Below are 25026 nucleotides of genomic sequence, written 5' to 3' on the forward strand. Positions count from 1 at the left end.
TTATGACTCCTTCCTAGTGCTTTCTAATTCTCTTAAAACAGTTTTTAGAATTTTTCCTGCCGCATTCCTTGGCAGTTCTTCCGCAATTTCAACATACCGTGGTTTTTTATAGCTGGCTATTTTATCAGAACAAAAGTTAATGACCTCTTGTTCTGATAAACTTTTTCCATTACGAAGGACAATAATCGCTTTTACCGTTTCCCCCCATTTAGGGTCCGGGACACCAATGACTGCTGCATCAAGAATATCAGGGTGGGTATATAGAACCTCTTCAATTTCTTTTGGATAAATATTCTCACCACCGCTAATGATCATATCCTTTTTGCGGTCTACAACGGAAATATATCCCTCTTCATCTGTCACTGCCAAATCGCCGCTATGCAGCCATCCTCCTCGAAACGCTTCTGCTGTTGCCTCGGGATTCTTATAATAGCCCTTCATAACAGTCGGGCCTCTGAAAATGATTTCGCCAACCTGTCCCGGTTTAACATCGTTCATCTGTTCATCAACAACCCGAATTTCAACATTGGTAAACGACAATCCCACTGATCCAGATTTATTTAAGGAATCCGTTGGTTTTAAGGTCGTGGTTCCAGGTGAGGTTTCTGTCTGGCCGTAGGTATCAAATACCCCTGCGTTCGGAAAATGCTTCATGAGCCGTTTTTTCAATTCTAATGGTGTGGAAGAGGCGGCTGTACATAGTACTCGCAAACTTGAAACATCAAATTCTGCAAATCTCGGATGCTCCAATAACATATTCCACATGGATGGTACCATGAAGCTGTATGTAATCTTCTCAGCATCAAAGGTTTCCAATACCTTTCCTGGATCAAATTTATCATGAAAAATAGACCTTCCACCCATGAGAATCACCATGGAGAAGGCGGAAATCCCGCCAATATGGAACATCGGAGTCGTAATTAACTGGACCTCATCCTTTGTAAGGCCAAATTCAAGAGAGTAGTTCATGGCATTCATATAAACATTCTTATGTGATAGGACAGCACCCTTCGGTTTGCCTGTGGTGCCCGATGTATAACAAATTAGGAAATCATCATCATCTTCAAGCTCTACCAAACTTGGAGAATATACATTGGCAAAAATTTGATTGTATGGATAATGGGCATCATTATGTAAGCTGTTATCATCAACTACAACAATTTCTTCAAGGTTCGCTAGATTTTTTATAGCTTCTATCGTCGGAACTAGTTTGTTGTCCACAACAATCATTTTTGCTTCAGAGTTTGTGAGAATATACTCTATTTCAGCAGGCTGTAAACGGAAGTTAATCGGAACAGCGGCAGCCCCTATTTTGGCTAAAGCATATAAACATTCTGCATACTCAATACGATTGAACAGTAACAGAGCAATCTTATCACCCTTTTGAATACCTTTGAATTGGAGCCATCCAGCCAGGACGTTAACCCGATTATTTAGTTCTTCGTAGGTTATCCGCGCCTCATTGCTCACTAATGCAATCTTATTTGGAAACCTTCTTGTTGACCGCTCAAGCATTTGGTCCACTAACAACTGTCTTGATCGTAAGAAATCAATCATGATATTTGCTCCTTATCCGTTATGGAATAAAATGTGTTAACGACTCTATTAAAAAATTCAATTAAATGTCGAAAACTCCTTCAATATATCGAAAATTTCAAAAAAGAAAAATTGTTGTAAGTAAATAGAAAATATACTTAAATATAATCCAAAACATTATGAAGGAAGCCCAATCTAAACCTTTTAGATTTGGGCTTCTTTGTTTTATTCCTCAGCGGTCAAGCTCCGTTAATAGTTGCCTGTGCAATGCCTTTTTACTCCAGGCCACATATCTAAAAACTTAATAACGGTTACCCCTAATTCTTCAGATACTTTTTAAACCTTTGAAAAATGAAGTAACATACTTGAGTTCTTCAATATCGACAACAACTATAAAATCAAAAAAGTCATTTGTGACCTTACAGGTTCCTTCACTTAGGCATACATTAGTAAAGTAGTGCAGCCAAGAAAATTCGAGGGGGGATTCACATTAATAAGCAAGCAAACAACGGGAATTGCCAATACCATGTAACACCGACATATGGATCCTTCACAGGAGAAGGACGGTTTTATAGCCCAGTGTTTACACCATACTCTATTTATGGTCATTCAACGTACAGTTATCCTACGAATAGTTATTATTTTCAACGGATATACAACCCTGATCCGATAACTATTGCGCCGCCAAACAACTTTGCCAATGTTGAAGAAAATGTACGGATTACGGCAAAAGGAGCTCCTTCTCGTCAGTTACTGACCCCGACTAATCATCTTTTAATATTAACTGACCATCAACCACAAATGGCTTTTGCAACCAAATCCCACAATGTTGCCGAACTGCGCAACAACACCGAGGGACTAGCAAAAGCAGCCAAGTTATTCCGTGTCCCAACAATTTTGACTACTATAGCTGCTGCAACTTTTAGCGGAAAAATCTTTGAGGAGATTCAAGCTGTCTTTCCTGACCAAAAACCCATCGATCGAACGACGATGAACGCCTGGGAAAATCGGGAAGTAATAAAGCAAGTTAATGCCTATGGTAAGGGAAAAATCGTCATGGCTGGTCTTTGGACCGAGGTATGTTTGGCTGAACCGGTTCTATCTGCACTCGAAGAAGGATATAAAGTGTATTTTGTTTCTGATGCTTCAGGAGGAGTAAGTGAAGAGACCCATGCAATGGCGGTTACACGTATGGTTCAGGCGGGCGCCATACCGCTCACATGGCTGCAATATTTATTAGAGCTGCAAAATGATTGGGCACGTCAGGAAACCTACAATGGAACACTTGCGATTGTAAAGGAACATGGGGGTGCTTATGGTCTAGGAGTTCTATATGCTGAACAGATGTTTAGACCACAGGATGGTATGAGATAAACCTACATCATGGAAGAGAAGTAGAAAATGGGCTCTGATAATGGGATTTTTTAAAGAAAATATCATTTGCGATGGGTTGGGCACCCAAAAGGTCCCCAACCTCTGCTTTAAATCGTTTCTGTCAAACAAGGCTGTCCCATAGCAGGTGAGCTGCCCCTCTTGAAACAACCTCTGCAACTCTATAGAATCGTATCCGCAATATCTTCGATTATGAATTCGGCTTTTTGCAGGTTTAGCCGCGCAAGCCGAATTTCTTTGTACCATCTTTCAATTGGCAGGTCACCAGCGTATCCCGAGCCGCCATGAATTTGCAGGACATCATCAATGACTTTTGCAGCGTTTTCCGTTGCATGCAATTTGGCCATTTTCGCTGCGAGCTGCCAATTATGAGCCTTTGTTTCTACTTTTTGTGCTGCATCGCTCACCATTAATCTAGAAGCTTGTAAATTTAATACAGCATTTGCCAGCATTGAACGGATGGTTGGGAATTCGGCAAGCGGTCTGCCTCTGGTTATCCGAAGGATAGCATACTGTTTTCCGTATTCGAGTGCTTTTACAGCTATGCCAATGCTTTTGGCACCAAGCAATACTTGAGATTCTGCAAGCCATTGCCGAACGAAGGACAATCCTTCCCCTGCTGCACCGATTCGTTGGCTGTCATGGACACGGAAATTTTTGAATGTAACACAGTGTGTTGTTTGAACATCAATTAATACGGTTTCTCTCAATTCTAGTAAATCTGCCTCGAGTAAAAATAACGTTGGTTGTGGTGCTCCGTTTTCTATTTGGCAATTGACGAGAACGACGCCAAAGGAGGATTGAGCTATGTTTTGAATGTATGCCTTATGGCCGTTTATTACCCACTCATTTCCATCTTTAACGGCTGACGAGGTTAATTTTTCAAGATTGTTATCTTCCTGCTCCTCCCAAACAGCGACAAAACACCCCTTTCCCTGGCTGATGGCTGGCTTAATATAGGTGTTAATCTGTTCTTTAGTGCATTTTTCTAAAAAACTGGGAAACTCGCCGCCAAAGGCATCGGCGGCCGGATGATATAGTCCGAGCCGATGCTTCGACGCTTCCTCCAATAAAAGGGCCCTGACTGGCAGAGATAAACCGGCACCGCCCCACTCTGCTTTGGCATGCAATGCATCCAATCCAACCCTTTTGGCCACCATCTGCAGGCGGGTTATGACCTCTTCCGGCAGGTCTTTAACGTATTTTTCCGGTGAAAGCTCTGCAGGCAGCACATGCTCTTTGATGAACGACTGAACGGTTTTTCTTAAAATTTCTATTTCATTCTCGACAAGTAGGTCGGGCATAAGTCTCACTTCTTTTCGAAAGATTGATATTTTTCAATTCGTAAATAAGAGTCGGGGTTTCGCAAATAAAGGGCTTAATTTCGCAAATAAACGGCTTAATTTCGCAAATAAGCTCTCAAAATCCGCTAGGAGAACCTCTATATTCTCTAATAGAACTGTATAATCCGCTAATAGGATGTCATCTTACTCTAAAAAATGCATTCTCATCATAAAAGTTCTTTCCTCTGTGCTTTTGCTGCCATATTTAGCAGGTTTCTGATGCCGGTATCCAATTTGCCAAAGCGCTCATCTGGGGCTTCGCCGATACTCCAGCGATAATATAGTTGCTGAAGGATGACAGCAATTTTATAAAAAGCGAACGTTAGATAATAATCAATATTAGAGATGTCCCGGCCGCTTTTCTTTGCATACCGCTCCAGCATTTCTTTTCTGGTCATAAAGCCAGGGTTGGTGGTAACGGAAGTCAAGCCGCTGTTCTCTTCATTAGGCTGTGTCCAGTAGGCGATCGCGGATGCTAAATCCGTTAACGGATCACCGATCGTACTCAATTCCCAATCAAAGACGCCGACGACTTCTCCAGGGTTATTAGAGGCAAACATCATATTATTTAATTTAAAATCATTGTGAACAATCGTTGGTGCGGGCGAAGGAGGAATGTTGTCAATAAGCCATTTTTCTAGAGTTTCAACAGAAGCGATATTATCCGTTTTCGAATTTTGGAATCGTTTGATCCAGCCATGCACTTGACGGCTTAAATACCCGTCTGGATAACCGAAATTCTGAAGACCAGCTGCTTCATAATCCACAGCATGCAACTTGACGAGGGTATCAACTACGGCATTGGAAACGAGCATACCTGTATCTTCACGGGATTTAAATTCTTCGGGCAGGGAATCATCGAGAACCACACCTTCTTTTTTCTCCATCACATAGAAGTGCCGCTCCATGATCTCAGAATCCTCGCAGTACAAGTAAGGCTTTGGCGCCATTGGGAAGACGCGATTTAATTTTTCGAGGACGTCAAATTCCCTTTTCATATCATGTGCTTTTGGCGGTATTGCACCAAACGGCGGTCTTCTTAAAACAGCCTGCCACTCCCCAATGTTGATAAAGTAAGTTAAGTTCGAGTATCCAGCTGAAAACGCCTTGTATTGAATGGGTTCGTCACTTATTACAGGAATTTCCTGCTTGAGATATTGCTCAACCTTTTCCCAGTTCACTTCGGTTACCTTATTTTTGGACTGCTGCTGGCTCATTCAATCTCTCCTTTGTTTGATACTCTTTTAATACCTGTCTGGCTACTACCATCCGGTGGACTTCATCGGCACCATCATAGATGCGGGCGGCCCTTGCTTCTCTGTAAAGACTTTCGAGCGGAGTGTTTGGGGTTAAACCGTACATTCCAAGGGTTTGAATCGCCCGGTCAATCACATTGTTTAAAACCTGTGCCCCGTAAAACTTGATGAGGGATACTTCTTTTCTGGCTTCATCACCCTGGTCCATTTTCCATGCGGCATGCAGTGTCAGAAGTCTTGAGGCCTGTATTTCTGCTTCAGAATCAGCGATGTAGTTTTGGATAATTTGCGAGTCTGCGAGTGTTTTCTGGCCGTCTTTTTTCGTTAAGGCATAGGCCAGCATTTCATTCAAGGAGCGGCGGGCAACCCCGATCCAGCGCATGGCGTGAGTAATTCGTCCTGGACCCAGGCGCAGCTGGGCAAGCTTAAAGCCTTCGCCCCGTTTTCCGAGCAAGTTCTTATCTGGAACACGACAGTTATCAAAGTGAACCTCACAGTGTCCGCCGACATAATGGTCACCCAAAACCGGGACTTCACGAATAATTTTAAAGCCCGGGTTATCGGTATCGATGAGGAACAAGCTGGTTCGGTGGTATGGGTCTGCATCGGGGTCGGTCACCACCATGGCGATAGCAAATGCGGCCCCCTCTGCTCCTGTGGTGTACCACTTATTGGCGTTAATGACCCATTCATCCCCCTCTTTGACAGCCCTCCCTTTCAGTGTTCTCGGGTCAGAACCTGATACTTCCGGCTCGGTCATGGCAAAACAGGAGCGGATATCATAGTTTGCTAACGGCTTTAAATATTTTTCCTTTTGTTCCTCGGTTGCTGCGTGGACTAAAATCTCGGCATTGCCGGCATCAGGTGCCATCGACCCAAACACGTAAGGGCCAAGCGCGCTTTGACCGATTACTTCTGACAGCAGTCCTAAAGAAACGAAGCCCATACCCATTCCGCCGTATTCCTTCGGCAAATGGGCCGCCCATAAGCCATTATCCTTTACAACCTGCTGCAGGGGCTTTAAAATTTCATCCGGCAGCCCGCGATGTGGAACCATGTATTTTTCATTAGGAAATACATGCTTTTCCATTATTTCTTCCGCTTTATTGAGCATTCTTCGTTGTTCGTCACTTTCAGTGAAATGAAACACCTTTGATCGCTCCTTTTTTTCGAAGAATCATTGTTAGCGTTTTCTTGGATTTGATTAAATAATAGCAATTTTCTTTCAATTATACAATTGAGCAATTTTTGAATTTTTATTTAAAATGGACTTGCTGCATGTTTTGGCTGCTAAAAAAAATAACCCGCATTTTGAAATGACGGGTGGTTGTTTAGTTTCCTTTTATGCTGTTTTTGAATTGATCATAGTCCGTTTTTATGTAATGGAAGGCTTTGGCGCTGCCGCCATGGTCAGGGTGTGTTTCTATTAATAATTTTTTAAATCCGACTAACACTTCTTTTGGATTAGCAGTTTTAGAGAGCCCCAGTCTTCGTCGATAATCTTGCGGATTAGATGGCAGTGCGGATTGGGATTGGACCTTTTCATCCCCTCCTTTACCTTGTTTCGAGAGCTCTTCATTTAGTCTTAACAATTCCTTGCGAAGCTCAATATTTTCTTTTAATACCTGCTTTGTATCCCTTTGCAATTCAGAATTTTCTTTCTTAAGGTTGGCGATTTCTATTTGCAGCTTATCCCGTTGCTGACTCATCGCTTTTACTGTCGTTTGATGAAGCTCTTGAATCCCCTTGATTTGTTCATCCTGTGCTTTAAGTTTTACTTTTAGCTCACGAATGGTCATATCGGAAGATCTTTCTTCAAAAAGCGGTAATTTTGGCTGAGTAGAAATGTACTCCTTGATTTGGGCAGCATTCCCTAGTCTATGAATCTTCCCCTCATTATACCATCGTCTGACCAATTGAATACCGATGTTTGCTGCAACACCTGCATCCTTCAAAAGGTCAAAGGCTTGATCCGTATCTTCTAGTATGTATTCTGTTTTAGAGGGCCCATACTTCCCTTCGAATCTTATTTTTCGCTCCCGCATCCACCGTCTTACCGTCTGAATGCTAAGCTCTTCCGGAACTCCAGCACTTTTTAACAACTCAAAAGCTTGATCAGTATTCACACAGCTCCTCCTCCAAAAACACCTGAGGTGACAGAAAATGACACAAATGGCCATATATATTAATAGTTTCCTATTTAATATTAAAGGAGGAAAAAAAGAATGTGAATGGCTAAATAAGACTATTAAATGAGTCATGTGTACGGTTCTTATGCCTCATTATGAGTAATGCAAGAAGCACTATATTAAGGAGTTTATTCGATTATGAGAGTTTTTGATGAGTATTTCCATTCGTTCTAATTCACTCTTTTATCGAAGGTGTTTTCGGCATTGTTTCCGGGGACATACAATCCGCTTTTCAATAATCCTAAATTATACTATTCTTAGAATTGTCGGAACGGTATTCCGTTTCGACCCACTAGTCTTTCCTAAAGGAGTTCATAACATGATCAACGTTTTATTCGTCTGTCTGGGAAACATTTGCCGATCACCGATGGCTGAGGCTGTGTTTCGCGACTTAGTCAAAAAAGGAAATCTGTCCGGCCGAATCACTGTGGATTCCGCCGGAACCAGTTCATGGCATATAGGTTCACCGCCGCATAAAGGAACTATGGCCACCTTAACAAAATATAAGATTTCCTCGGATGGCCTAATCGGCCGTCAATTAACAAAAGACGACTTTGAAAAATTCGACTACATCATCGGCATGGACGAAAGCAACACAAGGAACATTTACGAAATTACCGGTAAACCAAATCATCCAAAAATCATCCGTCTACTCGATTTAACTGAACACAAAAAAGATGTTCCGGATCCATATTACACTGGAGACTTTGAAGAAACCTACGGGCTTGTTTTAGAAGGATGCAAGGCATTACTTGAGAAAATCCATATTGAACAATGAAACATGAGGACGGTTCTTGCGCCACACCTCAGGAAAATCGAGGCATGAGAACCGTCCCCATGCATCATTTTAAGATTTCATTTACCATCGTTCTCATTGAGTAAACTACGGTTTTTTTGTACTTTACAGCCAATATTAGGACTCTGAGTTGTTGGGTTCGGGTAAGATGCTTGAAACGGGGTTCTTGTTTTAGAAAGGATCGGACAATCAACCAGCTTTTTGGCGTGAAAGGAAAATCATCCAGGGGCTGCTTTTTAAGCAAACGATGAAACCACGATTTAATATCAGAGGAAGTGCTTTTGTCTACAATACACGGCGCGTAAATACTTTTTGTATGTTTCTTGAGGCTTTCGAAGCGCTCCTGGCCGCTGACAATAATATAGCCGCCGTCTTTTCTGCTTTTTCTGACAACCAAAACAAACATACAATCCCACATAAATCTTTGCAGCCTCTTCATGTGTTCCGTCATCTTCGCCGAAAAATCAGGCTTGATTTTATCAAGTGGAATATATTGTACCGTAAATTTCATCATCATCCCCTCCTGTTTAATGATGAGTCCATTCCCACTCATTATATGCTTTAACCTGGCTAAGAAGAAGCATGGAGATGGTTCTTGTGCCTCATTCATAAAATAAATGATGCATGAAGAACCGTCCCCATGCATCATTTCACATTTTCTTTTAAAACGCTGATAAACTTGTTTGGTTCGTCGACACGAATGGCTACTTGAGAGTAGTTCTTTTTGATACCCATAAATAAAGCAGCCTCGACTGGGTGTTTCAATTTTAGAATGACGTCTGGCGGAACCTCTTCAAAATCACGGGCAATGAATTCGATTGTATCTTTAGGATGTTTTCCAAGCTTAGGCGCCTCGATAACTTCCTCTACATCTGACCACTTTATTTCCATTCGTTTCATCAAACCCAGGGAAATGTACATACATTCTTCAGTGACGAGCATGGGATTATGGCGAACGGCTTGGATATCACCTAAAAAGAAAATGACTGTGTAAACATTAAGTACGAGTAAAATAATTGATAAAATCATAGACTTTTCGTGTAACAGCCAATGAAGCCCAGCCATTTCAAAGACGGTGGCGTGAATCAGCATTACTTGCATCGCAATCAAACTCGATTTTTGATGTATCGTAAACACATTCTGCCCATGCTGCGGTTTCTTTTTCCAGGATGCGAACGCATAGTAAAACATGAGCATTTCTGAACAAATGATACGAATAATTGGATATGGTTTAACCTCTTGGTCCACAGCTTTTGAAAAAGAAAAGATAGCCGGCAGGGAACTTTTTTTAACAGCACGTACAATGTTTGGCATATATTTGAACAACGAAACAAGAACCAAAACCTCTAACAACAATAATCCGCCTTCAACAGCAAACCCAACCCATGTAACAGCCTCAAATGGAGCTAAATACTCCATCGGAATGAGGAAGCGCACCAAAATAAGTCCGCCTGCAATCCCTATTATCAGGTTTTTCCAATTCAGTTTTCGCTTCCATGCCAAAAATAAAATTGGTGAAATCAATGCTAAGTCTACCATGGAAGCAGCAACGATGATATTCGGCTGTTCAGGCAATATTTGAATTCCCAATGTAGTATGGTACAAGGAATAATTCGCACCAAACACTAATAACAGCAGAATCAGCAAGCCATTGCGATGTAGGGCTCTTTTTAAAACCATAACAGTTCCCCTTTCCTTCTTTTTAATTATACCATATTTTACCTATGAACTATTAGAATATATAAGAGGCTGTCCCAAAAGTGTAACTTTTAGGATCAGCCCCTTATTTATGTAATGCTTATTAAATTTGTCTGTTGATTTCCGCTCCAGGTGCTTCGCTTGCTGCGGGAATACCGGGAAGGTTCGGCGCAGAGGTCTTCCCAGCCCCGTACTCCCTCAGGAGTCTTCGCACCTTCCGCTCCATTCAACAGAGTGTGAAAATTAATTAACGACTTTGTACAAAAAGATAAGGTTCTTAAGAAGTCCTCTATTCAATACCTGGAAACCAGCCCGGAGAATGGATAATAGCCTGCCACAATGGGTCAGGAACCATTAGTTCCTCCTGCTTTCCTTTGTCAATTTTAGTAATAATTTCATCTTCCTTGCCTTCAGCAACCTTTTGAACCCAATCTGGATCAATAATTAATTCCCGGCCCATCGCAATAAGCGGCAGCCCAGTCTCCTTTGCCCGAAGGACATCGTCTGCAGAATATAGTGATCCCACCCCTATAACAGGTACCTTACTGCCAATGCGTTCCTGTATAATTTCGATTCGAGAACGGGTATCGTCCACGCCTCTTCTTGGTTTTGACCAGAAGTCAATTAATGAAACATGGAGATAATCAAGGTTCTTATCCGCCAGCGCATCGATTAGCACCAAAGTATCTGCCATCGTAATCCCAGGCGTTTCCGGTTCTTCCGGGGAAAATCGGTAGCCCACAATGAAAGGTTCATTTGTATTTTCGTCAACAACCCTTTTCACTTCATCGACAATTGCCAGTGGAAAGGTCAATCTTTTTTCTATGCTGCCTCCCCATCGGTCATCCCGGCGATTGGAATGCGGTGAAAAGAATTGCTGAATAAGGTAGCCATTTGCCCCATGGATTTCAACACCATCATATCCTGCTTCAATGGCCCTTCTAGTTGTTTCTCCAAATGCTTTAATAATTGCTTTAATTTCCTCTTCCGGCAGTTCTCTAGGAACAGGCTTTCCTGTCCCTTCAGACGGAATGGCACTAGCACTGACAACATCACCGTTTGGCACTAATTGAGGAGGAACCTGCCTCCCGCCATGGAAAATTTGCAGTATAGCTTTTGCACCCTGCTCTTTAATGCCGATGGCCAGTTGGCGTAAACTGGGGATTAATTCATCAGAATCAGCGCCAAATTCTCCATTAAATCCCTTGCCATTTGCAGTAACATATGTACAAGCAGTAATCACCATTCCTACACCGCCAGACCGCCTTGCATAATATTTTACTTCTGCATCCGAAACCGTCCCATCCTGATTCGAAGAAAAATTAGTCATCGGCGCCATCACAATCCGATTTTTCAATTCAACACCACATGGAAAAGAAAAAGACTCAAACAAAGCTTTATATTTAGAATTCAATGTATGATCCCCCAAAATGAAATTATGTTCATCCATACTTTTCCCTAACAAAGGAAGGTGATGCATGGGGCCGGTTCGAGACCATTGAAAACACTTCCAATTGAGGAGGATTTAACAGTATGCCTCCTTGGACAAGCCATATTGTTCTTTTATTGCTCTTATGAAGACCATTTTGCGCCTTAGCTTGAGTCGTTTTGGTCTTCATTGCCCTTATGAAGACCATTTTGCCGCTTGGCATGGGTCGTTTTGGTCTTCATTGCCCTTATGAAGACCATTTTGCGCCTTGGCATGGGTCGTTTTGGTCTTCATTGCACTTATATTGGTCTATAAGATGGGGATTAAAGAATTTTCCCTTCGACTCAACTACTCTTAATGGTCTTAAAAATACAGAGCTAGTCCGGTAACTTCCAATAAACTCGGACGGTTGTGTATCATTATTGTGAAAACCCAGAAAACTAAGTCGTTTCCACTTCTATTTATGATAAATGATTTAAGACACGATTTAGTAATAAATACAAAAAAGAAGACTTCCAACTAATTTAGTTGAAAGCCTTGATGCAGCTACATTATGTATACCGTTGTGGGAGTAAAACCAGCACTCCTAGCAACCCATAAGCGCTAATCCCTTGATCCCTTGTATGCTCTCCGTAATTCCTCAAGGTCAAATTTCTTCATTTTAAGAAATGCTTTCGTTACGCGTTCAAGTTGCTCAGGTGTACTCTTGCTCATCATCTCGTCCATCTCACTAGGCACAATTTGCCAGGATATACCATACTGGTCCTTCAGCCAGCCGCATTGCTCCGCTTCAGGAACCTTAGATAGCTTTTCCCAGTAGTAATCAATCTCTTCTTGAGTATCACAGTATACCATAAATGAGAAAGCCTCATTAAAACCGAATTTATGCTCATGGCCGCTATCCATTGCAGCAAACCATTGATTTTCAAGCATGAATTCACTGAACATGACTGTTCCTTCTTTGTCAGGTTCCATTCCCTTAGGGTAGCGGGCGATAAGACCCTGCTTCGCGTTCTTAAATACTGATAAATAAAAATTAACCGCCTCTTCCGCGTTACCACATTGATCACCGACAAACAAAAACGATGGAATTAATGGAGGACGCTCTTCACCTTCCGGATTGGTAAGCATTAACTGCCATGTCAAACCAAACTTATCCTGAATCCAGCCATACCTTTCACTGAACGGATACTTATCAAGCGGCATTAACGCAGTGCCACCATCGGATAATTTGTTCCAAACCTCATCAATTTTATCTCTCGCGTCCTTTTCTTGAGATGGGTCAAAATTAACAATAAAAGATATCGACGGATTGAGTTTGAAAAAAGGCCCTGCGCTGATTGCCATGAACTTCTGCCCCCATAGCTCAAAAGTGACGATATCGGAGTCGCCCGAGGGTGTGTCGTGGAGCGTTGTTATATCAGTAATTTTTGAATCTGGAAATATCGAAACGTAAAACTCTGCTGCTTCCTTAGCCTCTTTGTCATACCATAAATGCGGAACGATTTTTTGATTTGTTTTTGACAAAGTGATTCCTCCTTTTTTACCTGATAATATATATGCTACAAAAATATGGAAAAAATTCAAGTACTTAAAATGCGTAGAGACAGTTAAAGTGCATTATTTTTCATCTGATTCTCATCAAATAATTAATTGTTTCCTTAGATTTTTATTTTTGAAACTATGTTTTCTTTAAGGATTAATAGTCATTTACACCGCCCGTAGGCAATGTATTTCCACCAAGTATCCCAAAAAGGCCAGCCTATAATTTGGCTGACCTAAACCGAAACGAATTGGATTCTATTTTATGGAACCATCCAACCTAATATACTGCTATTTTGCAGGAATGTCATGATACAGACGATAACCACCAAAACAATACTGTGTTTAACGGTAAAGCGGAACAAGTCTGCCTCTTTTCCTGCCAGGCCAACAGCTGCACACGCTACAGCAATCGATTGTGGCGAAATCATTTTTCCGGTAACCCCGCCCGAAGAGTTTGCAGCGACTGCTAACACTGGATCCATACCAAGGTTCAACGCTGTTACCTTCTGCATCGCACCGAACAAAAGGTTCGATGAAGTATCTGACCCAGTGATAAATACACCTAACCATCCAAGGACTGGAGAGAAAAAGGCAAATAGTGTACCTGTTTTAGCCAATGTCATTCCAAGTGTTGTACTCATCCCTGAAGCGTTTGTAACGTAGGCAAACCCAACAACTGAAGCGATTGTAATGATCGGGTACTTCAATTCATTTAGCGTTTCACCAAAGGTTGCAACCCATTCTTTCCAAGAAATTTTAACGATAAACTTGGTGACAATGGCCGCAATAAGGACTGATGTACCGGCTGCACCCAAGATTTCCAACTTATAAATAGCAGCAACTGGAGTACCGGCAGAATTAATGACTTTGTTATTTAATAATGGAACTTCAGGCATTAACGTTAAGGCGTGCCCAAGAATGTTTACTGCTTTCAAAATTACATTTGTTCCTTCATAATGGCCTGCCAGAGCCAATTTGACTGTTGGGATTCCCCAAACCGTTATAAACGCAGTTAATACAAGAAATGGCGACCATGCTTTAAAAATTTGGCCTCCTGAAAATTTTGATTGCTGGTTATTTGATATTTTAGCTGTCACGGATGCAGCTAATTCTTGTTCAGCTGAGAAGCGGAAGATGGTTTTAGGTTTCCAGAATTTCAAGAAGATTGCTAAAGCAAATAAAGAAACGAGTGCGGATAAAATATCTGGGAGTTCAGGACCAAGGAAGTTAGAGCTCAAATATTGAGTTAAAGCGAAAGAAAACCCTGTGATGAAAATGGCCGGTAAGATTTCCAGCGCTTTCTTAAAGCCTGCCATAATGACAACTAAATAGAACGGAACGAACAATGATAAGAACGGCAGCTGACGTCCTACCATTTTAGAAATTTCCAATGCCGAAATCCCTGTTGGTCCCTCAACAGCAATAATTGGTGTACCAATTGCACCAAATGCAACAGGGGCTGTATTGGCAATTAAACATAAGCCAGCAGCGTAAAGTGGATTAAAGCCCAGACCCACAAGCAGTGCTGCCGAAATGGCAACCGGAGCGCCAAAACCTGCGGCTCCCTCAAGGAAAGCTCCAAATGAGAACGCTACCAAAAGTGCTTGAAGACGTCTGTCCTCGGTGAGTGAAACGACCGAATTACGGATAATATCGAATTGGCCAGTTTTGACAGTTAACTTGTATAGGAATACTGAAGAAATAATGATCCAGCCAATTGGCAATATTCCATAAACTGCCCCCTGCGTGGCAGACATGACGGCCATACCGGCAGGCATTTTAAATGCAACAACTGCAAGTATTAAAGCAATTAGCAGTGTTGTTAATCCGGCTAGATAGCCCTTCATGCGTTTTATGGCTAAAGCCCAGAAAAAATATAAAATTGGTACAAGTGCAACCAAAGCGGATAAGGCGAGACTATCTCCCACCGCGGTAAAATTTTGTGTAAATGTCATAGTAATCCCCCATCATAAAAAAATTAAAATTTTCATGTATCGGTCTTTTCCCTATTCAGACCTAAAAATGAATAGTTCTGATGGATAAATCAATAGATTTCTATGATGACTGATTAATATGTAAGTGAATGTGAAACGGCAGCAATATCACACTTTAATTTTTTTAAATTTAAAACTTTCACCCCTCTCCGTTTCTTATTAAGAAACAACCTTTTAATTTGTTGCTATGGACGAAACATGTTATATAACAATAGTTCAATTGTTATATAACATGTTTCGTCCACTCTTTTATTATACGTATTTTTAACTGAATTACAATAATTTTTAGAAAATTATAATTAAAGCCATCAAAAATAATTTGACTAGTATATCATTTATACTAGTCAAATATTTTTTTAACTAACTCTATTCTCAAAACCCAGTCGAGATGATATTTGTTTAGCTATTTGCAGCATTCGTGCTTCCAGTCGTTTTAATCGATCATCCGTCATTCGAATCGTTGGACCAGACAGGCTGGCTGCCGCAATAACTTTGCCCGAATAATCAAATAACGGTACTGCAATGCATGTAATTCCATATTCATTTTCTTCTAAATCAAGTGCATAGCCCTTCCGTCTTACGTCCGCTAATTCCCGGAAAAAATCGTCTTTATTGGTAATGGTTTTATCTGTGTACATCGGCATGCCTTTTCGTTCAAGAATTTCCTGCACAACATCAGTAGGCTGAAAAGCAAGGATTGCTTTACCGACCGAAGTACTATGCATGGGAGCCCTTTTTCCTACTTTGGAATGCATTCGTAACGTTTCAGTTCCTTCTAATTTTTCGATATAAACTACTTCTCCTTGATCATAAACAACAAGATGGATGACTTCATTGGTTTCGCTTTCCAATTGTTTTAAGAATGGCTTTGCCTCAGCCCTTAGATCAATGGATTCAAGCAGCTTTGAACTGATATCCAAAAATTTATAACCCAGTTTATAGCGGCCGGTAACTTCATCTTGCTCGATATAACCATACTGGACAAATGTTGATAGGATGCGGTAAACAGAGCTTTTATTGATATCTATTTGTTTAGCAATCTCTGTAACACCTAGTCCGTCCTTTTTTAAACTCACCAAATGAATAATGTCCAATGCCCTGCCTACAGATTTGACCATATTCTCTCTCTCCATCTTCGCTCACCTCAAAATACTGTCCCTTTTAGGTTACATTAAAGCATAAATCTTTTACCGGCCAATGCAAGGGATTTAATTAGATTTAACGGACTCTTTTGCCAATACAAATGTATTACGCAAAGTCCCAATTTCTTTAATTTCACATTCAATAGTATCTCCGGAACCAACCAGCTCAGCTCCAAGCGGACTGCCTGTCAAGATCACATCTCCCGGCTTAAGAGTCATCACTTTTGTCAAATAAGATACCATTTTTCGGATCGGAATAATCATTAACTCGGTAGCACTGTTTTGCTTCTCCACACCATTAAGTCTTGCTTCAACCTTTACATTGAATGGATCCAGTTCTGTTTCGATCACTGGTCCCAGCGGTGTGAAGGTATCAAAGGACTTGCCGATTGTCCAATGCCCGTCCTTGTGGAAAAATTGAGGCGCTGTCACATCGTTTCCAACCGTATATCCAAATACATAGTCCAACACTTCTGATTCAGGAACGTTCTTAGCTTCTTTTCCAATGACGATGGCTAACTCAGATTCGAACTTTACCTGTTCAATTCCCTCAGGAATGATGATTTCTTCTTCTGGTCCAATAACGGATGAGGTTGGTTTAAAGAAGAAAACTGGAATTTCCGGAAGTTCTGAAGGCAGGTCTTCAAGCTTAGAAACATAGTTTGCACCAATTCCGATGATGTGGTTTGGTTCAAATGGCGCCAGAAATTTCACGTCAGCTGCAGAGAAACTGTTCCCTGTATACTCCCATTCTCCAAACATATCACCTTTAATTTCCTGGATGGTGCTATCTTTTATCACACCTGTATAAACAGATGAACCTTGTGTAAATCTAGTAAATTTCATTACATTACTTCCTCTCAAACTGTTTTTTCTTGCTCGATTTTCTTACGTGCGACTCCTGTTTTAATGGCAGCTTCAGCAACTGCATCGGTTACTGCTTCTGTAACTCTTTTATCAAATGGATGTGGAATCACATATTCGCGGGAAAGTTCTTCCGACGTGATCAAGTTGGCAATGGCATAAACAGCAGCCAGCTTCATTTCTTCATTTATTTCAGAAGCATGGACCTTCAGCGCCCCTTTAAAAATACCAGGGAATGCGAGAACATTGTTAACCTGGTTTGGTAAATCGGAGCGTCCTGTCCCTACCACTGCTGCTCCAGCTTCCATTGCCTCATCAGGCATGATTTCAGGAATCGGGTTAGCCATGGCAAAAATAATCGCATTCTCGTTCATGGACATGACCATCTCTTGTGACACTGCTCCGGCGGCAGATACACCGATGAACACGTCTACTCCTTTAATTACTTCTGTTAAATCACCTTGAATATGGCTCTTGTTTGTCACCTTGGCAATGGAGTCTTTCATTGAATTCATTCCTGTTTGGCGTCCCTCATAGATTGCGCCCTTTGTGTCACACAAAATGATGTCACAGACTCCCATACTTAAAAGCAGTTTTGTAATGGCAATTCCCGCGGCACCTGCGCCATTGACTACTACTCTCGTATCTTCGAGACGTTTGCCAACTACCTTTAATGCGTTAATTAATCCAGCTGCCGTGACGATTGCGGTTCCATGCTGATCATCATGGAAAACAGGGATGTTCATTTCTCTTTTTAGTCTTTCTTCGATAATGAAGCAATTTGGTGCTGCAATGTCTTCCAAATTAATACCGCCAAATGTTGGTTCCAGTAATTTTACCGTTTGGATAATTTGCTCCACATCATTTGTATTCAAACAGATTGGAAATGCGTCCACATCAGCGAAAGCCTTAAACAATGCAGCTTTTCCTTCCATAACGGGCATTGCAGCAGCTGGACCAATGTTGCCGAGGCCCAATACGGCTGATCCATCGGATACGACCGCGACAAGATTTCCTTTAATCGTATAGTCGTAGATTTTTTCAGGGCTCTGATAAATTTCTTTACAAGGCTCTGCCACCCCCGGTGAATAAGCCAAGCTTAAATCATATGCATTTTCCACCGGAACCTTAACATTGATATTTATTTTTCCCTTTGACTGCATGTGAAGTTCCAGCGAAGTCTCCCTTAGGTTTTGCATAGCCTCATAACCTCCATTTATTTTTTCAAAAAGTATAAGTAATGTTGAAAATGGCGGTCTTAGGCTTGGTGAGTCTCTCATTTCAACGGATACTTTAAACTGCTGATTTTTTTCCAAGGCATTCTCATTACCAGAATGCCCCGGAATTTCATCGATTCTGATTCGGATTATTGTTTTACCGCGAACTTAGCCTTTGCTTCAATTCGTCTACGATGCAGGATTGGCTCGGTATAGCCATTTGGCTGGTCATAGCCTTCAAAAATCAAGTCGCAGGCAGCCTGGAAGGCAATGGAGTCGTCATAGTTCGGGGCCATGTTGTGATACAACGGATCTCCTGCATTTTGCTTATCAACAACCTTGGCCATGCGCTGCAATGTTTCAAGAATTTGCTCTTTTGTACAAATACCATGGTGAAGCCAGTTTGCTAAATGCTGGCTGGAAATCCGTAATGTAGCGCGGTCTTCCATTAACCCTACGTTATTGATATCTAATACTTTCGAACAGCCGACCCCTTGTTCTACCCAGCGGACAACATAACCTAAAAGGGTTTGGCAGTTGTTGTCGAGCTCTTCCTGGATTTCTTCAGGAGTCCAGGATGGGTTCTTTGCAACAGGGACTTGTAAGATATCATCTTGGAAGTCTCCAGTTTGATGTAGCATTTCATTCTGTACCTCTTTTACATCTACTTCATGGTAGTGCAGGGCATGCAATGTTGCAGCAGTCGGAGATGGCACCCAAGCTGTAGTGGCTCCAGTTTTTACATGACCGATTTTTTGCTTTAGCATTTCAGCCATTAAATCGGGCATAGCCCACATGCCTTTGCCGACCTGGGCACGGCCCATGAATCCGCTTGAAAGTCCGGCAATCACATTAGATTGTTCATAGCCCTGCAGCCATTTGGATGATTTTATATCATTTTTGCGAATCATTGGACCTGCTTCCATGGAAGAATGAATTTCATCGCCTGTTCTGTCAAGGAACCCTGTATTAATAAACACAATCCGTTCTTTTACTTCTTTAATGCATGCCTTCAAGTTCAAAGTGGTTCGGCGTTCTTCATCCATGACACCGATTTTTAAAGTATTCCGCTCAAGTCCAAGCAAATCTTCAACACGGTCAAACAGCTGATTGGCAAAAGCAACCTCTTCTGAACCATGCATTTTTGGCTTTACAATGTAGATGGAACCCTTCTCCGTGTTTTGGAATGGACCATTACCTAAGAGTGTATGTTTGGCAATAAGGCTAGTCAGAACCGCATCTAAAATACCTTCCTGAATTTCCTCGCCATTTGGATCTAGAATCGCGCTATTGGCCATCAAATGTCCGACATTGCGGACAAATAGTAGAGATCTGCCTTTTAAGGTGATTTTCTCGCCTGCAGGAGACAGGTAGCTGCGATCCGGATTAAGTGTCCGTGTCATCGTTTTATTGCCTTTTTCAAACGTAGCTGAAAGTGTCCCTTTCATAAGGCCTAACCAGTTACGATAGACAAGTACTTTGTCTTCAGCATCAACGGCCGCTACAGAATCTTCGCAGTCCATGATCGTTGTTATCGCCGACTCAATGATCACATCTTTCACACCAGCCTCATCCGTAGCGCCAATTGAATGATTTCGGTCGATTTGGATTTCAAAATGGAGTCCATTATTTATTAAAAGAATGGCGGAAGGATTCTCCTGTGAACCCTGATAGCCGACAAACTTAGCTTCATCTTGTAATCCTGAGGTTGTACCATTACTTAAGGCGACCTGTAGTTTACCATCAGCTACGGTGTAGGAAACCGCGTCCTTATGTGAGGCACCTTTTAATGGAGCAGATTTGTCTAGAAAATTCCTCGCAAACTCAATGACCTTTGCGCCGCGTACAGGATTGTAACCGCCCTCCCGGCTAGCACCATCTTCTTCGCTGATTGCATCTGTTCCATAAAGTGCATCATAAAGACTTCCCCAGCGGGCGTTGGCCGCATTAATGGCATAGCGAGCATTATTGACTGGTACAACCAACTGTGGTCCCGCTTGAACAGCGATTTCGTCATCCACATTTTCAGTTGTAATCTCAAAATCTTCTACTTCTGGTTCAAGATAGCCAATCTCTGTTAAAAATGACTTATACGCTTCGAAGTCAAAGTTTCCATTGTTCTCGCGATACCATGTGTTCAGTTTGCTTTGAATATCATCACGAACCGCCAGAAGCTCCTTGTTTTTTGGCGTTAAGTCGGTGATTAACGTTTCAAATCCAGACCAAAATTGATCGGCAGTCAACCCGCTTTCTGGAAGAGCTTCCGCGTTAATAAATTCATAGAGTTCCTGGGCTACTTGAAGATTTCCCTTTTTTACATAGTTAGGCATGATGTGAGTTCCTCCTTAGATTTGGTAAAAATAGTAGTTTCGATAAATGGGTTAATGACGAACTGAGCAGGTGCGCCAAAATTAGGATGGAATGGCAGTTTCCTTTTCTTTAAGATCCCTCTTAATTTCCACGCATCGTCCCGGCGTCGGGAATAGCTTTCCGGCATTTAATAGATTATCAGGATTAAAGACCTCGCGAATATCCGTTTGTGCGATAATTTCTTCATCAGTGAAGACGAAGCGCATTTCTTCTCTTTTCTCAATACCTACGCCATGCTCACCGGTGATGGTGCCGCCCACATCTGCGCAAGCCTGCAGACAGGCACTTCCTGCTTCCAAAGCCTTTTCATTTTGTCCAGGTATTCTCGCGTCAAAAAGAACTAACGGGTGCAGGTTCCCATCTCCCGCATGAAAAATATTCGCAATCCGGAGGCCGGATTCTTCACTAATTTTGTTAATTTTATTTAGAACTTCCGGCAATTTGCTGCGTGGAATAACGCCATCCTGTACTAAATAATCTGGAGAAATCGCCCCCATTGCACCGAATCCAGTTTTCCGATTCGCCCACCATCTGCCGCGTTCCGCCTCGTCCTTTGCAGCTCTTACCTCACGTACATTCCTTTTTTTGCAGACTTCTAGGATTTGGTTGATTTGCTCATCCAAACCCGCTTCAATGCCATCGACCTCAATTAGCAACACGGCTTCAATATCCTTTGGATGCCCGACTGGAAATGCGGCTGCCTCTACCCCTTCAATCGCTGTTTTATCCATCATTTCCAGGGCAGCAGGAACGATCCCTGCCGACACAATATCAGAAACAGCCTGAGAGCCGTCTTCCACTTTATCAAAATAAGCCAGCACCGTTTTCTTAGATTCTGGATTTTTCAAAATGCGGACGGTTATTTTCGTCACAATTCCCAATGTACCTTCAGAACCTGTTAATAGGCCGAGTAAATCATAGCCCGGTTCATCAGGAATACCGTTTGCGCCAATTTCAATAATTTCGCCATTTGGCAGAACAACCTCAAGCCCAAGGATATGGTTGGTGGTTACCCCGTATTTTAAACAATGCGCACCTCCAGCATTTTCGGCAACATTGCCGCCAATGGTACAACAATATTGGCTGGATGGATCTGGTGCATAATAATAGCCCTTATCAGAAATGGAGTTCGTCAGCTTCAAATTGACAAAACCTGGTTGGACAACGGCACGTCGATTCTCGAAGTCAACACTTAACAACTTTTTCATTCGAACCAAGCTAATAATGACCTCACCATTTAAAGGGATGGCCCCACCGCTTAAGCCTGTTCCTGCTCCCCGTGCGAGGAATGGCAGCTGATGATTGGAACAATATTTAACTAGGGCTGCTACTTCCTCGGTGTTTTTCGGAAATACAACGGCTTTGGGCAAATGCCTGTGTAATGTGAAGCCATCACAGTCATAGGCTATGAGATCTTCTTTTTTGTAAATAATCGACCGGGCGGCTCCTACGATATTTGCAAGATTTAAAATATGCCGATCGGTTGATTTGATTCCCTTGACCGCCATTAGAGTTCCCCCTTGCCGTCTTCTTTTTGGTAAGCCCAATCGAGCAGCTGAACTGTGTGGACAATTTTTTGGTTCCTGCCATGCTTTTGTACACCCATCGCCATCTGCAGCATACAGCCTGGGTTCCCCATCGAAATCATTTCGACATCTTCAGGGACATTTTGCATTTTGTTTTCTAGGACAAGAGAGGCCATTTCCGGATTCGTAATATTGTAGATTCCAGCACTGCCGCAGCAACGGTCTGAATTTGGCATATGAACCATTTCCACTCCAGGAATATTGAGCAGCAGATCACGCGGTTCCTGACGGATCCCCTGTCCATGCGCCAAATGGCAGGCATCGTGATAAGTAATCCGGGTTTTTAGTTCCGCTTTTGGGATTTCGTAGCCAGTATCATAAAGGTGTTTCGAAATGTCCTCCACTTTCGCAGAAAACTCTTCCGCCTTTTTATGCCATTCAGGATCATCCCGGAACAACTCCGGATATTCCTTTAAGGCACAGCCACAGCCAGCTGCATTGACAATCACCTTATCAGAATTCTTAAATGCCTCAATATTTTGTTTTGCAAGCTTTCTTCCCATGTCACGGTCCCCCGCATGGACATGCAATGCTCCGCAGCAGGTTTGGTTCTTTGGAATCGTAACATCATTCCCGTTACGGGTTAATACGTTAATCGTTGCTTCATTAATATCACTAAACATCACGTCCATCACACAGCCTGTTAAGAATGCCACCTCGCGCTTTGTTTCCCCTTTGGACTTAATGACTTTGACATCTTTGTATTTTTTTCGAACAGGCTCTTTCACCTCGGGCATGATCGCTTCCATATCGACAAGATGCTGCGGCATGATATTAATCAGTTTTGACTTTCTAACGACCTTTTGCATACCGCTCTTTTGATAAAATCGCAACAGGCTTCCGAGTTTATTGAGACGATTTTGATGCGGGAATAACCCTTGCAGGAACACCTTGCTTACCGCACCTTTTACTCCTGTTAACGGCATTGCTTGGCGAATCTGGCCGCGGGCTTCTTCAATCAGCCCGCCGACTTCCACATCTGCTGGACAGGCAGTCGTACAAGCACGGCAGTCAAGACAAGCGAAAACCGGATCCATAAACTGTTCATTGAGAGTGAGCCGCCCTTCCGCAACCGATTTTATCAAATGGACGCGGCCGCGGGGTGAATGCTGCTCCTGACCAGTAATTTCATATGTCGGGCATGATTCCAAACACATCCCACAATGTACACAATCTGCCCATTTGCTTTCATCTGGGTGATCCTTCGCCAGATAATTACTTAAACTAGTAGTACATGCTGGGTCTTTCTTTAAATCCGCTTCTATAAGACTCATCATTAAATCCCTCCCACAAATCGTTTAGGATTGAGAACTCTATTCGGGTCAACCTTGGATTTGATCCCTTCTAATAGGAAGAAATGTGATGGCTTGTTACCCCAGGTGTCTACTTCCTGTCTTAAGGCAAAAGGCAAATGCTTTATGACAGTGTACCCGCCGAGTTTTGTGGACAATTCTCTTGTTTGCTGAATGGCTGAAATGATATCGTCCTTTGAACCGCTAAGGTTAATTTGACATAAGCCGTGTCCTAACCCGCCATGGGCTTCGACCTCTAAGTTGTGAGAATCACTAAGGAGATGACTTTCATTTATTACGTGCGTTACATCCATGTTAACGACACCAATTTTCAAAGAAGTTTGTGTTGAATCTGTGGAGGAGTTTGGTGAAAGAGAGTAAAATTGGTTCCAAAAAGACTGTGCTTCTTGTTGAGAAAGAACTTTCAATTCTGAATGGGCCGGCTGAATGTTCTGGATAAAGCTTTCTTGATAGCGAACGGATGATTCAACATCCTCCAGACCAACAACGATTGTATAACAGCTTTGACCTATCAGTTTTTTCGACAATGATGGACTAAGCAACTCCAGCGTTACAGGTTCCATCGTAGAATCCAGAAGCTTGGTGCTAAACGCCCTGATTTCTTCCATATTTCCTTGTGGAAATAATACTAAATTCAAACTTTCATATTTAGGGAGCGGTCGAAGCTTTACGGTTACTTCAGTTATCACGCCCAGTGTACCCATCGAACCGATAAACAATTTATTCATGTCATAACCGGCGACATTTTTGACCACACGTCCGCCTGACCGAATCACTTTCCCGTCCGGGTAAACGATTCTTAGCCCAATCACAACGTCTCTTGATGAGCCATAACCGAGCCGCTTGGGACCGCTATCATTAGCTGCGACAATTCCGCCAATCGTTGCTGACTCTGGACAAGTAGGATCGAGTGAAATTTTTTGCTTAAACTGCGCCAAATACTCCTGCAATTCCTTAAAATTTGTCCCGGCCTTAGCAGTTAACGTCATATCACCGACAACATGTTCTACAATTCCCTTATAGTTTGATAGTGAAAGTAAAATATCGGCTGATTCGGTTAAACCACCAAATCCCTTTTTGGTTCCATTGCCTTCTACGAATACCGTTTTACCATTCTCATTGGCAAATTTGAGAATGCTTGAAATTTCTTCTTCTGTTTGCGGATACACCTTTACTAGGCCGCTATTTCCAAGCGGATGGTTTTTATCCCCTTCGATGACTCGCTCTGGTGATAGAATGGCTTGTAACTCTGATAAAAGTTCTGTGGCAATCACTGCCAACACCTCCTAGTTGCGTAATGAGCAACTTAGTTTCTGCTATTTCTTAAAAAAAATGAAATCATTATGTCGGCCTGCT

At 42.1% G+C, this 25026-nt stretch carries 19 protein-coding genes; 2 read left to right on the top strand and 17 right to left on the bottom strand.

Going from position 1 to position 25026, the window contains the following annotated elements:
* Positions 1-1557, bottom strand: coding sequence for an acyl-CoA synthetase (locus ACZ5AE_RS14590; RefSeq protein WP_464565013.1), 1557 nt, complete (start codon positions 1555-1557; stop codon positions 1-3).
* Between the two features lie 699 nt (positions 1558-2256).
* On the opposite strand from ACZ5AE_RS14590, the gene ACZ5AE_RS14595 reads away from it, so the two are divergent.
* Positions 2257-2910 (top strand): hydrolase, encoded by a 654-nt coding sequence (locus ACZ5AE_RS14595; protein ID WP_464573636.1) that lies wholly within the window; start codon positions 2257-2259, stop codon positions 2908-2910.
* A 179-nt stretch (positions 2911-3089) separates the two neighbouring features.
* Here the strand turns inward: ACZ5AE_RS14595 and ACZ5AE_RS14600 are convergent, their stop codons facing one another.
* From ACZ5AE_RS14600 to ACZ5AE_RS14615, 4 genes are all read right to left on the bottom strand, one after another.
* Positions 3090-4232 carry an acyl-CoA dehydrogenase family protein gene (locus ACZ5AE_RS14600; protein ID WP_464565015.1) on the bottom strand — a complete coding sequence of 381 codons (1143 nt, stop codon included), beginning with the start codon at positions 4230-4232 and terminating at the stop codon, positions 3090-3092.
* A gap of 206 nt (positions 4233-4438) precedes the next feature.
* Complete coding sequence (locus tag ACZ5AE_RS14605; protein ID WP_464565017.1) at positions 4439-5488, bottom strand: phosphotransferase family protein; 1050 nt, start codon at positions 5486-5488, stop codon at positions 4439-4441.
* Positions 5463-6677, bottom strand: coding sequence for an acyl-CoA dehydrogenase family protein (locus ACZ5AE_RS14610; protein ID WP_464565019.1), 1215 nt, complete (start codon positions 6675-6677; stop codon positions 5463-5465). The genes ACZ5AE_RS14605 and ACZ5AE_RS14610 overlap by 26 nt, the downstream gene beginning before the upstream one ends.
* A gap of 181 nt (positions 6678-6858) precedes the next feature.
* The gene (locus tag ACZ5AE_RS14615; protein WP_464565021.1) at positions 6859-7653 is read right to left on the bottom strand and encodes a hypothetical protein; all 795 of its coding nucleotides are present in this window, start codon (positions 7651-7653) and stop codon (positions 6859-6861) included.
* A gap of 382 nt (positions 7654-8035) precedes the next feature.
* Here ACZ5AE_RS14615 and ACZ5AE_RS14620 point away from each other — a divergent pair, with 382 nt between their 5' ends.
* Entirely contained in the window at positions 8036-8494 is a 459-nt protein-coding gene (locus ACZ5AE_RS14620; RefSeq protein WP_464565022.1) for a low molecular weight protein-tyrosine-phosphatase, read from the top strand.
* A gap of 64 nt (positions 8495-8558) precedes the next feature.
* On the opposite strand, the gene ACZ5AE_RS14625 is transcribed toward ACZ5AE_RS14620, so the two are convergent.
* The 12 genes from ACZ5AE_RS14625 to ACZ5AE_RS14680 form a co-directional block, all read right to left on the bottom strand.
* Positions 8559-9122: a ParB N-terminal domain-containing protein gene (locus tag ACZ5AE_RS14625; RefSeq protein ID WP_464565023.1), complete on the bottom strand. Its 564-nt coding sequence runs from the start codon at positions 9120-9122 to the stop codon at positions 8559-8561.
* A gap of 35 nt (positions 9123-9157) precedes the next feature.
* Complete coding sequence (locus ACZ5AE_RS14630; RefSeq protein ID WP_464565025.1) at positions 9158-10192, bottom strand: beta-carotene 15,15'-monooxygenase; 1035 nt, start codon at positions 10190-10192, stop codon at positions 9158-9160.
* A 307-nt stretch (positions 10193-10499) separates the two neighbouring features.
* Positions 10500-11624 carry an NADH-dependent flavin oxidoreductase gene (locus tag ACZ5AE_RS14635; protein WP_464565026.1) on the bottom strand — a complete coding sequence of 375 codons (1125 nt, stop codon included), beginning with the start codon at positions 11622-11624 and terminating at the stop codon, positions 10500-10502.
* Between the two features lie 618 nt (positions 11625-12242).
* On the bottom strand, positions 12243-13166 hold the full coding sequence (locus ACZ5AE_RS14640) for a VOC family protein (RefSeq protein WP_464565028.1): 924 nt from the start codon (positions 13164-13166) through the stop codon (positions 12243-12245).
* 278 nt (positions 13167-13444) lie between these two features.
* Entirely contained in the window at positions 13445-15139 is a 1695-nt protein-coding gene (locus ACZ5AE_RS14645) for an L-lactate permease (protein WP_464565030.1), read from the bottom strand.
* A gap of 395 nt (positions 15140-15534) precedes the next feature.
* Complete coding sequence (locus tag ACZ5AE_RS14650; protein ID WP_464565032.1) at positions 15535-16311, bottom strand: IclR family transcriptional regulator; 777 nt, start codon at positions 16309-16311, stop codon at positions 15535-15537.
* A 75-nt stretch (positions 16312-16386) separates the two neighbouring features.
* Positions 16387-17166 carry a fumarylacetoacetate hydrolase family protein gene (locus ACZ5AE_RS14655; RefSeq protein ID WP_464565034.1) on the bottom strand — a complete coding sequence of 260 codons (780 nt, stop codon included), beginning with the start codon at positions 17164-17166 and terminating at the stop codon, positions 16387-16389.
* Positions 17167-17180: 14 nt separating this feature from the next.
* Positions 17181-18383 (bottom strand): NAD(P)-dependent malic enzyme, encoded by a 1203-nt coding sequence (locus ACZ5AE_RS14660; RefSeq protein WP_464573637.1) that lies wholly within the window; start codon positions 18381-18383, stop codon positions 17181-17183.
* A 167-nt stretch (positions 18384-18550) separates the two neighbouring features.
* Positions 18551-20731 carry a malate synthase G gene (locus ACZ5AE_RS14665; protein ID WP_464565036.1) on the bottom strand — a complete coding sequence of 727 codons (2181 nt, stop codon included), beginning with the start codon at positions 20729-20731 and terminating at the stop codon, positions 18551-18553.
* Positions 20732-20812: 81 nt separating this feature from the next.
* On the bottom strand, positions 20813-22279 hold the full coding sequence (locus tag ACZ5AE_RS14670; RefSeq protein WP_464565038.1) for an FAD-linked oxidase C-terminal domain-containing protein: 1467 nt from the start codon (positions 22277-22279) through the stop codon (positions 20813-20815).
* On the bottom strand, positions 22279-23631 hold the full coding sequence (locus ACZ5AE_RS14675) for a (Fe-S)-binding protein (RefSeq protein WP_464573638.1): 1353 nt from the start codon (positions 23629-23631) through the stop codon (positions 22279-22281). Before ACZ5AE_RS14675 ends, ACZ5AE_RS14670 begins: the two co-directional genes overlap by 1 nt.
* 2 nt (positions 23632-23633) lie before the next feature.
* Complete coding sequence (locus tag ACZ5AE_RS14680) at positions 23634-24944, bottom strand: FAD-binding oxidoreductase (RefSeq protein ID WP_464565040.1); 1311 nt, start codon at positions 24942-24944, stop codon at positions 23634-23636.
* Between the last annotated feature and the right edge of the window lie 82 nt (positions 24945-25026).

The sequence above is a fragment of the Neobacillus sp. S1227 genome, from assembly GCF_055385255.1.